Genomic DNA, 13,060 nt, shown 5'->3' on the forward strand with positions numbered 1-13,060 from the left:
TGGCAAAAAGGGTAACCGGTACTTTTACCGGTTACCCTTGAGAAGCGAATACTATCGCTGATCGTCTGCCCATTTCGCAAATGTTTTACCTTCTTTTACCAGTTGGACGAGCAATGGTGCGGGAGTCCAATTGGCTTCGCCATGTTGGTCACGGAATGTGCAAATAGTATCGTAGATCTTTTTCAGGCCGATGCTATCTGCGTAAAACATGGGGCCGCCGCGATGGGGAGGGAAACCATAGCCATAAACATACGCAACATCAATATCACTGGGGCGTTGGGCTATCCCTTCTTCCAGAATTCTGGCTCCCTCATTAATTAAGGCGAAAGTAAGGCGATTAAGAATTTCTTTATCGGAGATGTCTCGCCGCTCTATCCCATGAGCTTTGGCTTGAGCCTCTATGATTGCTTGGACTTCGGGGTCACTGGTACGAGCGCGAGTTTCTGGGTCATAGCGGTAATAACCGGCTCCACTCTTTTGGCCCAGGCGTCCCATCTCTACTAAAGCATCCGCAATGCAGTAGGTTTTGGGGTCGCCTTTTTCTGCTTCGCTCAGGCCCTCGCGGGCTTTGTGGCCAATATCGAGACCGGCCAAATCTCCAACCGCTATGGGCCCCATGGCCATGCCCCAGGATTGCATTACGGTATCTATTTGCTCCGCGGTGGCTCCTTCTATTAAACAGAGTTGCGCTTCACGGGCATAGGGCCGCAGCATCCGGTTGCCAATAAACCCATAACAGTTTCCGGCCAGCACGGGAACTTTTTTGATAGTTTTTGCCAACCGCATTGCGGTAGCGATAACATCGTCGGCGCTCTTTGAGCCACGAACGACTTCTAGAAGTTTCATAACATTGGCGGGGCTGAAAAAGTGTAACCCGATAACATTTTCTGGCCGATTGGTAGCAGCGGCGATCTGGTCGATATCCTGGTAGGAAGTGTTTGTTGCGAGAATGGTGCCGGGTTTACAGTATTGGTCCAGCTTGGAAAAAATTTCCTTTTTAAGCGTTACATTCTCAAACACAGCTTCGATAACGAGGTCTACCTCTACCAGGTCGGAATAGTCAGTGGTGCCCTGGATTAGTGAGAGGCAGTGTGTTTTTTGGGGCTCTGTAATCTTCCCCTTTTTCATACTGATACTGTAGTTCTTGTCGATTACTGCCAGACCACGCTCTACGGCAGCTTGATCGATATCCAGCAGCTTGACTGGGATACCGGCATTGGCAAAATTCATGGCGATACCTCCCCCCATAGTGCCGCCGCCAATAATGCCAATACTGTTTATTTCTCTGATAGGGGTATCTTTGGAGAGATTCTGAACTTTTGTCGCACGTCGCTCGGCAAAGAACATATGCCTCAGGGCGGCGGACTGACTTGAGAGCAGACATTCGATAAATAGATCCAGTTCTTTAGCTAGCCCTTTATCGAATGGCAGTTTAACTGCTGCCTCCACACAGGAGACAATGTTCTGTGGGGCCAGTTGACCAGGTGCTCTTTTTTCCAGTCGCTGGCGGAAATCGTCGAATAGGCCCTCTGGAATACTGGCAGGATCTATTGTGATATCCCGGACTCTGCGTGGTGGGGCTTTCTGGTCAATTAGCTCACGAGCAAAGGCGAGGGCCCCTTCGAATAGATCATCATCAACCACGTGATCGATCAGCTTCATGCTTTTGGCCTTCGCAGCCGGGATTGGGGTACCTTTGGTGATCATTTCTAATGCAGTCGCAACGCCGGCCAGACGTGGCGTGCGCTGAGTACCACCGGCCCCAGGCAATAACCCCAATTTAACTTCAGGCAGGCCGACTTTGGCAGAAGCCTGGGCGCAACGATAGTGACAAGCCAGTGCCACCTCAAAGCCCCCGCCCAATGCGGTACCGTGAATAGCGGCAATCACCGGTTTACGAGAGTTTTCGATTTCTGTAATCACCTCAGATAAGGCAGGTGCCTGTGGAGGCTTACTAAATTCTGTGATGTCTGCACCAGCAATAAAAGTGCGGCCTTCACATATTAAAACCAGTGCCTGAGAGGCATCTTCCTGGGCACTCTTGATCGCTCCCCAAATGCCTTCGCGCAGCCCGTGGGAAAGCGCGTTGACAGGGGGGTTGTTAAGTCGAATAACACCAATATCGCCAATAAGTTCATAATTTACGGTAGACATTGTTATCTCCAGATCTTAAATGACTATTAGATTGTTTCTCCTAGAGGGTCTCGCCGGTTTTTATATACGCTCTATAATCACTGCGATTCCCTGGCCAATACCAATACACATGGTGGCTAACCCGTAGCGCCCACCGCTACGCTCCAGCTGGCGTAGTGCTGTGAGTAGAATGCGGGCTCCGCTGGCGCCGAGCGGATGCCCAACTGCAATTGCACCACCATTGGGGTTTACCCTGGAGTCCTCGTAATCAATCTCGAGCATTTTCAGGCAGCCCATGGTCTGTACAGCAAAAGCCTCGTTAAACTCCATGACATCCATATCTGCCAGGCTCAAGCCTGCACGAGCCAATGCCTTACGGGTAGCCGGGACCGGGCCTAACCCCATTACTCTTGGCTCCACTCCCGCAATAGCACTGGCGAGAATACGTGCGCGGGGCTTGAGATCTACGGCCTGCCCAGCCTCCTGACTGCCAATAATGAGTGCTGCGGCACCATCGTTGATTCCAGAAGCATTTCCAGCAGTTACTACGCCGCCTTCAAATAGCGGGCGTAGCGTTTGCAGGCGCTCCAGGCTGGTATCGGGGCGGGGATGCTCATCAGTATCGACAAGGCGGGGTGGTTGCTTTCGGTCCTGTGGCACTTCAATAGGAATAATTTCATCGATAAAAAAGCCATCAAAACGCGCGCTTTCATATTTTGCTTGTGAAGCTAACGCAAAGATATCGCACTCTTCCCGCTGAATATTCAGGTCTGCGGCGATATTGTCTGCAGTTTGCGGCATGGTATGGCTGCCAAATTCTGCAACAATATCGGGATTGGTGAAGCGCGGACCCAAAGTGGTATCCGCCAGTTGCTGGGTGCGATCGAACGGGCTGCTTGCTTTGGAGAGGACCAAAGGGGCGCGGCTCATGGATTCAACACCACCGGCAATGAACAAATCACCTTCCGAGGCCCTGATGCAGCGGGCTGCATCGGCAACGGCAGATAAGCCTGAACCACATAAGCGGTTTACCGTAATACCACCGGTGGAGATCGGCAGTCCTGCAATTAGCCCGGCAAAGCGGGCGATATTACGACTGTCCTCACCGGCCTGATTGGTATTTCCGGCAATCACATCCTCAAATTGCTTGTGATCGAAATTATTACGTTCAACCAGGGTTTTAATGACATGCGCGAGCATATTGTCTGGCCTGATACTGGAAAGGCTACCTCCATGGCGACCAAAAGCACTTCGGCCGCCATCATAGATATAAGCTTGTGGCATTGTCAGTTTTCCCAATGACTGATTATTGTTTTGTGAGCAGTAGTAAATGTCCGGGCTTAATCAAACTCCAGTGCTACCGGAATATTTTCCAATGCCTCCTCTGCTACCGTTTTAGCCGAAGGTTTTTCCAGGCGAACTTTTGCAACCTGGCCCAGGGCACTATCAAAACGGGCAGAAAATTCTGCAGATATATTTTTTTCCTGAAGTGCCTGACCAATAACATATTCGGTAGCGCGATTACGCAAAGCGGGTTTGAATACCTTGGCTACTGCAGTTAGGGGGATTTCATCAATGATCTCTATCCGCTTGGGTATCGCTGCACGTTCAGAAATCTGGGTGCGGCAGTAGTCGATAAGCTGCGCTTCCGTGGGAGGATTTTCGGACGGATATAGAGTGACATAGGCCACCGGAACCTCACCGGCATAGGCATCGGGCTGTCCCACGGCAACGGCCATAGCCACGGCGGGGTGACGGCTTAGTGGCTCTTCAATCAAGGCCGGATCTATATTGTGGCCGCCACGAATGATTAAATCCTTGGCTCGCCCGGTCAGATAAAGATTGCCATCGCCATCGACATATCCCATATCGCCAGTATTAAACCAACTGTGGTCAACCCAAGCCTTGGCGTTATCCTCTTCGGAGAGATAGCCTGAAAAAATATGTGGCCCCCGTGCTAGCACAATACCTACTTCACCGGTGTTACAGGTTCTCACTAGCCGGTTTCCATCCACTTCGGCAATTTTCATTTCCATGTAGGGGAGGCGGCGGCCGACGCTGCCTTCGGGTGCTTGCATATCTGTTGGGGGGCGGGCCAGCAGGCAGCTGGACTCTGTCATGCCATAGCCGTTGCTTACCGTCACATTGAATTTTTCCTCAAACGCACTCTTAAGCGCTGCGGGTAAAGGCGAGGCCCCGCAGCCAACATCTGTCAGGCAGCTGATGTCATTGTCGCCCACAGGGATTTGCATCAAGATGCCGAGAATAGTGGGCACGGCACCAAAGCCCTGCACCCGGAAGCGGGCGACGTGATGCCACCAGTTGGGGAGCACATTGGGGGAGCGAAAACCTGATGGGGTCATTATAACAATCGTGCGGCCGGCGAGCAGAGTGCCAATGCCGGCGACCACAGTGCCGAAAATGTGAAACAGAGGAAGGCCACTGAGGGTAGCAAATCGCCCCTTACTGGATGTTGTGTCCACACTCAGTTGTGCGACAAACGCAATATTGCTGTGGGTCAGGCGTGCAATTTTAGGTCGCCCGGTTGTCCCTCCGGTGTGGAAGTAACTGGCAATTTCATCGCCTTGAATAGTTCGCCCACTAATTAAGTGGTCATTTGGCTGTTGGGCAATTGCCAATACAAAATTCTCTACCTTAATGCCGGAAGGCATGGATAGGGTACTAACCGGTTTTTTACTGATTAGTAGCAGTGCCTTCAAGGTTGGAACCTGCTCAATGACCTGCGCAACCTTTTCCCAAATCTCCTCACTGAGATCCTGCCCAAGGCTGACTAATACCTTGGCTTTGGTGGCATTCATGATCTCGGCGATATGCTCCGGTTCCAGCAATGGATTAATAGGACTGGCGATTCCTGCGGCTTGTCCTCCCCAGAGTGCGAAATGCGTTTCTGGAAGATTGGGTAATAGTAATGAAACCGTATCTGTCGAATTTATGCCGAGAGAATGGAGTAGATTGGCAGTTTGGTGAACTCTCTCGGATAGCTGTGAGTAGCTCACTGTCACACTTTCTTCATCTGGTACAGCGGTGGGAAGAAATTCGATGGCTGCATCTTGTTGGTAAAGACGGGCGGCCTGCCGAATTAAATCGTAGGTGTTTTCCCAGGGGTAACGTTGTAACAAAGGAACTTTTTCATATTCCTGGATTTCTGCAAGAGATTGCAGCATGGGACTGCCAGTGGAAGTGGACGTGATAGACATGGGGGCTTCTCTCACTATGGTTATTATGCTGATGACAATATCAAAAGTGAAATGAGCATTCCACTCTGCGGAATTCAATGGTAATGTTTTGTGCGTCGAGTGGTGATTTAAAAGCTAATTGATGGAAAATGGCGGGTAAATATATACACCTGCTATGTAAATACGCCATTAAGTAGAAAGTTGCGCCAATAGAGTTGGCTCGTTAACCGAGGACTTACTTCCGTGAGTCGGAAAAAGTCAGAATAGCGATGCTCAGATATCAATATCAGCCTGAAATTGTTTGTAGATAGGTTTACTTAAGACAAAGAGTAGGGCCCGCCGAGCCAGATCGAAAGTGAATTTATTCCGCTTGTATAAGGGAACTTCCGAATTTAGTACATGTTGATTGTGCAAGTTGGTGAAGGAAGTTAGCTGAAAAATCTCTGCCAATTGCACCCATAAAAACAGGAGCAAGCGAATGAATATAGATTTTTCCCCAGAAGAATTAGCTTTTCAGCAGGAAGTTAAGCAATTCCTGCAAGAGAAGCTTCCGGCGGATATCAGTGAGAGGACACTGGATGAAATTCCCCTGGGAAAAGAGGACTATGAACGCTGGCAAAAGATCCTGTACGAACAGGGTTGGGCTGCGACTAACTGGCCAGTTGAATATGGGGGTACCGGTTGGACGCCAACACAAAAATACATTTGGGCCAATGAGTGTGCCAACTTCGGCGCGCCAGATGTAATTCCTTTCGGTTTTAAAATGGTTGCACCAGTTATCTTCACTTATGGTAGTGAAGAGCAAAAGCAGCGGTTTTTGCCGGATATCTTGGCAAGTAATGTTTGGTGGTGCCAAGGATATTCGGAGCCAAATGCGGGCTCTGATTTGGCGTCGTTAAAAACCACAGCAGTGCGAGATGGCGATGAGTATATCGTTAATGGTACCAAAACCTGGACGACTCTGGGACACTGGGCCGATTGGATTTTCTGCCTGGTTCGTACCGGAGGCCCCGAAGTCAAAAACCAGGCCGCAATCACTTTCCTGTTAATTGAAATGAACCACCCGGGCATTACTGTATCGCCCATTATGACTTTGGGTGGCCATCATGAAGTGAATGAAGTGCATTTTGATAATGTACGGGTACCAGTGGCCAATCGTATAGGAGAGGAAGGTCACGGCTGGACCTATGCCAAGGTATTGTTGACCCATGAACGCACAGGCATTGCACGGGTTGCCACTTCCAAAAAACGTTTACAGACTTTAAAAAAGCTGGCAGGTGATACTTGTGATGGTGACACCAGCCTCCTGGAAAATCCAGCCTTTGCGCAAAAGCTGGCAGAGATTGAAATAGATCTTTTAGCTCTGGAGTTTACCGAGCTAAGAGCACTTGCGGCAGTGAGTACCGGTAATGCACCGGGGCCGGAATCCTCCATTTTGAAAATTAAAGGAACTGAAATCGCCCAGCTTATTGATGAACTTTACATGGAAACTGCGGGTTATTACGGAATGCCATTTGTCCGGGAGCAATTTAAAAGCGGATTTGATGGCGAGCACGTAGGCCCTGGAGTTATTACCAGCAGCGTGCCCCGTTACTTAAATAATCGTAAATCCTCGATTTATGGTGGCAGTAACGAAATTCAGAAAAATATTATCAGCAAGTGGGTACTTGGCCTGTAAACGCGACGTTTAATGAGGATTGGAACGATGGATTTTTCCTATAGCGAAGAGCAGCAGATGTTGCAAAGCAGTGTGTGCAAATTTATTCAACAGGATTATGACTTTGATCGTCGCAGTAAGTTAATAGACAGTGATACTGGGTTTAGTGAGGATAACTGGAAGTTATTTGCCGAGTTGGGCTGGCTAATGGTTCCATTTAGTGCAGAAGACGGTGGTCTGGGTGGTTCTGCTGTTGATTTGATAGTGGTGATGGAAGAGTTTGGTCGTGGTCTGGTGGTGGAACCCTTCCTGGCAAGTGCAGTTTTAAGTGGTGGGCTAATAGCAAACGGTGCCAACGAGGCGCAGAAGCGAGAGCTAATAAGCTTGTTGATGGAAGGCAAGTTGCAGCTGGCATTTGCATTTGCTGAGCCCCAGAGCCGTTTCAATCTTTCTGATATTACCACCAAAGCTGTAAGGAACGGAGACAGCTACGTAGTGAATGGCCACAAAGCCGTTGTTCTGAACGGTTCAGCCGCAGATAAACTATTGGTGGCAGTACGTACTAGCGGCGGCCAACATGATTGTGAAGGTATCACTTTATTATTGATAGATGCCAACACTGAGGGTGTTCACCGCCAGGGGTATGCCACTGTGGATGGGCACCGTGCGGCTGAGGTAAAGTTTAATAATGTCATGGTTCCTGTGGCAAACCGGGTCGGAGAGGAAGGAGCCGCTTTGCCAGTAATGGAACAGGCAATTGATCGGGCCACACTGGCGCTGTGTGCCGAGGCAGTAGGGGCCATGGAGAAAATATATAAAAAGACCGTGGAATACACAAAGACCCGAGAGCAGTTTGGCGTTGCCATTGGCAAGTTCCAGGCCTTGCAACACCGTATGGTGGATATGTTTACCGAATATGAGCAGGCCCGCTCTATTCTATTAATGGCAGCGTTACAGTTGGATGTGAATAATGGCGTTGCCCCTAAGGCAATTTCTGCAGCAAAAAGCCGCATTGGAAAAGCTGCCCGGTTAGTAGGCCAGGAAGCAATTCAGTTACATGGCGGTATAGGGGTTACAGAGGAGTTGGATGTAAGCCACTACTTTAAACGTTTAACCACAATCCAGTATTTGTTCGGTAGTACAGATTATCATACCCGCCGATTTGCCGGGCACTAGCGAGGCAGGCAGCTGTGAGGTGATGAGTTGTTCCCCAGGTTGGTTGCATTGCGCTACTAACCTGGGGTCAAGTTATCTAGTAGCGGATCAGCATGGCCTCTATATTACCGACCATATTCTTCAATAAGGGGGCGACTTCTTCTTTCAGGAATTCTGGACTCAGGCGGTAAGCAGGTCCGCCAGCGTTAAATGTATAAATGCGCCCCTGGCTTAATTGTAGGGGGACAGCAATACCATTAACATCGCGGTTCCAGTCGCCAAAGGAGCAACAAAAGCCGCGCTGCTTATAGCTTGCTACCGCTTCTTCAATTCCAACCTTGATTTTCGGCCAGCGCTCGCTATTCCTTTTCTCCAGGTGTCCATAAAAGTACTCGCGCTCCTCTTGTGGTAGTGCTGCCAGGAAAGCCCGTCCTGAACCACTAGTAGCTAGAGGTACACGGTTACCTATTTCGTAGCGAAAAGTCGTAACATTAGCAGCTGCACAAAACTCGACAAATATCATATCGAGTCGATCACGGTCAGACAGTCCTACCGCAGTTCCTGTGGAGTTTGCAAGGTCTTGCATAAGGGGCTTGGCAACCTGGCGAATAGCCAGATTAGAGACGAAAGAGTAACCAAGTGCTAGTACGCCGCTTCCTAATTGGTATTTTTCCAGTCGATCCGAGTAGGTCAAATAACCTAATTTTGTCAGAGTGTAGGTTAGCCGTGAAATACTGGAGCGAGGCAAGCCGGTGCGTTGGGCGATTTCAAGGTTACCCAGAAAGCCATCACCAGGTTGAAATGCCCGCAGTACATCCAGTCCTCGGGCGAGGGCTTCAATAAACTTGCGATCGGGTTCTGCGCTTTTCTTTCTTGGAAGATCACTCAACGGAGCCATGGTCTTAAATCCTGCTTCTATAGTAGCAAGTATACAAATTTTACTCCTGGATCTGAAGTTAGATACTTAGCCTCGAAGAGAAATTTAGGCCTGTGAAGGGTGTTTGGATAATAATGAGCGGTAACGAAAATTGTGGTTGTACTTGGGGGCCCAACAATGAGTCAAGATCAAGAGTATTCTGTAATACCGATATAGTTTAATTGTATTTTTTTTTGCGGCATACCTATATATACATTCTATTTATCGTATTTTGCATAGTTGCTGCTTGTTTCAAAGATGAAATTAGTGTTTGAATTCGTTACCAGTTAACTTTTCCAATTTCGATCTCATTTAGAAAAAGAATTTTAGATATGATAATAAGGCTTCTTGTTGGTGTCGTAATGGCTTTGATTGCTGGCAATAACTGTTATGCCATAGATGATAGTATTGAAAAAGAAATAAAATCAGCTCTGGTGGAGCTGTCTAATAGTAACCGCTTAATTGGCTCACATTTTGTTGCAATAGTTGATAAGAACGGGCTTGATTTCTTTTATGCCTATTCTGAAGATGGCCCTAAAGTTACAGAGAGAACGCCTATCTTAATCGCAAGTCACACAAAGTCTTTTACCAGTACTTTGATGGCTATCCTGCATAGCTCGGGCAAGTTGGATTTAGATAAACCCATATCATCTTATAAGCTCCAGTTGGGGCTTGAGGGAAAAGTTGATACTAATAAGATCAGTATTAGGGATTTACTGACCCATACGGCAGGATTTACAAGTATCCAACATACCTTTAAGTCAGCTTTTTTAGGTTATTCCGGTCCAGAGGAGCTAGTTCACTCATTAAGTGAGAATCTACTGATAGCGCCAGATTATAATTTTAGGTATTCAAATACGGGCCCGATAGTCGCTTCGATGATTGCAGAGAATGTCACTGGAAAAACTTGGGGAGAGCTAATAAAGGAGTATATTGCCGACCCGCTGGATATGAATGCGACAACGAACAACATATCCAAGGCGAGGGCAATTCTCCCATCTTTCATCACGTCTAGCGATGGCAATATCTTTAGCTCAGGGCATTTCAAGTCTGACCTTACGATGCATCCCTCAGGAGGGTTGGTTTCGACAGTAAATGATTTGGCGGTATGGCTTCAGGTAAACATAAACAAAGATAAGTTAAATTTATCTAAAAGTGATATCTTTGATGAACTTCATGAAAAGCAGGTAGGCCAATCTAAAACCTATTTCACCTATGAGCGATCTGGATACACTTTGGGGTGGGATTTGGCTGAGTATAATCAAGAGACGCTTTTGACGAGGTTTGGAAACTATGGTGGATATAGCATTCATGTATCATTTATGCCAGAAAGAGAGATTGGTGTAATTACATTCACTAATCAGGATGTGGCTTATATCTTACCCCATGTAATGGCAAACTATACTTATAACTCAATTTTAAATAAAAGAAATAGGAGTACATTATTTGAGCAAGAGATGAATCGACTGAAGAAGTCTGTTCGACGTGAGCTATTGGAAGCTCCAGATTCTGCCTTGATTGTCAGCTCCGATAATTTTCCAGATAACTTGCTTGGCACTTTTACCAATAGTAGCGATTGGCCGGAGCAAAAACTCTATATTGACAATGGTAAAGTAATGGTAAATTGGGGGGTTCTTAACGGACCTTTATTGAGAGATGGTAAAAAGTATAGGGCACATTTAGGGGCTCTTCAAAGAGATATTTCTTTTTATATTCAGGATGGAGGCGCTGTCAATTCTCAGAATGGATCTATCGAATTTATTAAAAAATAGGCGAGGTTCACGAGAGAAATATTCTTTGATGTTGTTGAATATCCCTGTGTGGTATTTAGGGTTGCTAAAAGTGCAGGCTGGGAAGAAGTTGAGAAAAGTTTTAATCTCTTAATAGTGGGTAGTATATATTTTGATTGTGGAAGTCATTGATAAAACAAATTAGCTTATCGCCCAGCTAGATGAAAATCGTTCCAAGACTAGAAAATCTAATTGTTGACCTCTGCACCTTCAATCCACTTCGGCTTTCTTGGTGCAATAGTTGCGAAATGATATAATACCCAGCTATCCCTTGGATCCAAATAAATGTCTCAGAGGAAAGAAAGTAACTGATTTTACCCTCTTAGCTAAGAGTAAGATGCTTCCTTGATCTGTTCAATCAAGGCACTTAAAATGTGCATACTCTAATAGAGATTCGTGATCAACTAAAAATAACGCTCTATAATGATTAGTAGTGATCTTTGAAGAGGTGGGGAATATAGTTCGATTGAATTAGTTCAGACCAGGCGCCTCTTTTATTTCAATACCAATGTGTTAAATTTAGTCTGAACTAATCTAAGAAGTAATATTTTTAGTCAGTTATTATCTCATTTTAAGCAAGTTGGATCAGCCGTTTCAAAGATATTATCCAGCCAGACATTACTGCCAGTGCAATCAGGGTCAAAGACATCCTTTAGATCAACTTCACTATTGCCAAGTGATGTGTTACCGACAATTTCGTTGTTTTCATCAGATTCCAGCAGTATTACTATGCCTGCACTTCCAGGAATTACAAATCCATTTTTTGTCACTAAATTATTAGATACAAGGTTATTTGATGCCCCAAAGATTTCTATACCGTTGCGACCATTTTCTGTAACAGTATTGGAGTTAACCACAGCATTATCATCCTCGATACTAATACCCTCATCATTGCCTCTCACAAAATTTGCGGTAATTATCGCATTTAGTGCCTCTATATCAATGCCATCATCTCCATTTCCGTCAACATAATTAAAGTTTACTGTTGCAAAATCGCCATCAATTTCAATTCCCTCATCCCCTACACCAATTACTCTATTTTCTGTGGCCGTATTGTTTTTTCCATCTAGAGAGATTCCCTCTCCTTGAGTAACCCCTAGCCCCATGACTACTGATCTGGAAACAATGTTGTTGTTACTTTCCAAAGTAACACCTTCAAATAAAGCGGCATGAATTTCCGTCTCTATAATGGAGTGAGATCCTCTACCTCTCGCAATCACGCCGTTTGGGCAATCATTAATCTGCCCACCTACTAAACGTGCGGCAAAACCTTCAAGAGCGATTCCCACTTCCCCCTCACCGGCATTAAAGGAGCAGGTAAGTTGTTTGTTTCCCATTGTCAAGCTGCCTGAAGGCCCTTCAATAGTTAACGCTACTGGTTTTTCGGGTGATAAATGACAATTCAGCTCCTGCAGAAGAAACTTCGGTGTTGATATGATGTCGCCACATTCTACCGCTAAAGAATTAAAAGAGATAAATATACTAAAAATGAAAGCTACAAAAGTTAAAGTGCGCTTTAAGAAGGTCAATCTATTCATCATGGTGCCTTTAAAAATCTATTTAGTGTTAAATAAATAATGATATTTTCAGTTTTCGCTAAAAACTGCCTCATTTAAATCTGCCGTTTTGTGAAATGTTTAAAAATTTGGCGAAAAATCACTTTTGCAAGGTTTTTTTAGGAAAATGCCCACGTTATAGGTTGTGATTGGTGGTTGAGAAAATCTTGAAAAAAGATATTTCCCTTTGTACATTAATTTGTCATATTAACACTCAATTTTTTTACCGGGTTTAAGATATTTATTTTTTCTTATGTTCTAATGTGGGCCTCCATTAAGATTCGTTATTGAATAATCAGGTTCTAGACATCTTCTAAAGTCTCTTTGTTAGTCCAGTTGATAGTACACCCTGAAAATTTATACATTACACTTGGGGTAAGTGAAGTTTTCTTTCAGCGTTTAACTGTAGATCTTAAACTCTTTTGTATATTTTTCTAAATAAAAATTGAAGTAATTCGACTGTTTAATAGCGTGGCCTGTTCTGAATGGTTGAATTTGGTGCTGGATTCGGTTGTGATGCTTCTGGCTAGAAAATAAATATATATTTTTTGAGTGATTAATTTTTGTAGAATTCTCGGCGAAAGTTATCCTTTGAGGAGTGGTTATCAATTGATTGATGTATGGTCTATGTTGAAGCCAACTCAATTCTAATTTTG

8 protein-coding genes are annotated in these 13,060 nt (G+C 45.7%); 3 read left to right on the plus strand and 5 right to left on the minus strand.

The genetic code is table 11. The features are described from left to right. Positions 1 to 51: 51 nt before the first annotated feature. The 3 genes from ACJJJB_RS05555 to ACJJJB_RS05565 are packed head-to-tail and all read right to left on the minus strand — an operon-like array spanning position 52 to position 5,351. Complete coding sequence (locus tag ACJJJB_RS05555) at positions 52 to 2,154, minus strand: 3-hydroxyacyl-CoA dehydrogenase NAD-binding domain-containing protein (RefSeq protein WP_444898511.1); 2,103 nt, start codon at positions 2,152 to 2,154, stop codon at positions 52 to 54. A gap of 60 nt (positions 2,155 to 2,214) precedes the next feature. After that, positions 2,215 to 3,417, minus strand: coding sequence for a 3-oxoadipyl-CoA thiolase (locus ACJJJB_RS05560; protein ID WP_282950988.1), 1,203 nt, complete (start codon positions 3,415 to 3,417; stop codon positions 2,215 to 2,217). A 56-nt stretch (positions 3,418 to 3,473) separates the two neighbouring features. Further along, complete coding sequence (locus tag ACJJJB_RS05565) at positions 3,474 to 5,351, minus strand: acyl-CoA synthetase (RefSeq protein WP_282950987.1); 1,878 nt, start codon at positions 5,349 to 5,351, stop codon at positions 3,474 to 3,476. A 457-nt stretch (positions 5,352 to 5,808) separates the two neighbouring features. On the opposite strand from ACJJJB_RS05565, the gene ACJJJB_RS05570 reads away from it, so the two are divergent. Both ACJJJB_RS05570 and ACJJJB_RS05575 read left to right on the plus strand, forming a co-directional pair. Continuing rightward, entirely contained in the window at positions 5,809 to 7,008 is a 1,200-nt protein-coding gene (locus ACJJJB_RS05570) for an acyl-CoA dehydrogenase family protein (RefSeq protein ID WP_444945268.1), read from the plus strand. Positions 7,009 to 7,035: 27 nt separating this feature from the next. Further along, the gene (locus ACJJJB_RS05575) at positions 7,036 to 8,163 is read left to right on the plus strand and encodes an acyl-CoA dehydrogenase family protein (RefSeq protein ID WP_444945267.1); all 1,128 of its coding nucleotides are present in this window, start codon (positions 7,036 to 7,038) and stop codon (positions 8,161 to 8,163) included. Positions 8,164 to 8,239: 76 nt separating this feature from the next. Here the strand turns inward: ACJJJB_RS05575 and ACJJJB_RS05580 are convergent, their stop codons facing one another. After that, positions 8,240 to 9,040: an IclR family transcriptional regulator gene (locus ACJJJB_RS05580; RefSeq protein WP_020414931.1), complete on the minus strand. Its 801-nt coding sequence runs from the start codon at positions 9,038 to 9,040 to the stop codon at positions 8,240 to 8,242. Positions 9,041 to 9,420: 380 nt separating this feature from the next. On the opposite strand from ACJJJB_RS05580, the gene ACJJJB_RS05585 reads away from it, so the two are divergent. Next, entirely contained in the window at positions 9,421 to 10,830 is a 1,410-nt protein-coding gene (locus tag ACJJJB_RS05585) for a serine hydrolase domain-containing protein (RefSeq protein ID WP_445365861.1), read from the plus strand. Positions 10,831 to 11,414: 584 nt separating this feature from the next. On the opposite strand, the gene ACJJJB_RS05590 is transcribed toward ACJJJB_RS05585, so the two are convergent. Next, entirely contained in the window at positions 11,415 to 12,389 is a 975-nt protein-coding gene (locus ACJJJB_RS05590) for a right-handed parallel beta-helix repeat-containing protein (RefSeq protein WP_445365862.1), read from the minus strand. Positions 12,390 to 13,060 lie beyond the last annotated feature (671 nt).

The organism is Microbulbifer variabilis, assembly GCF_052468405.1.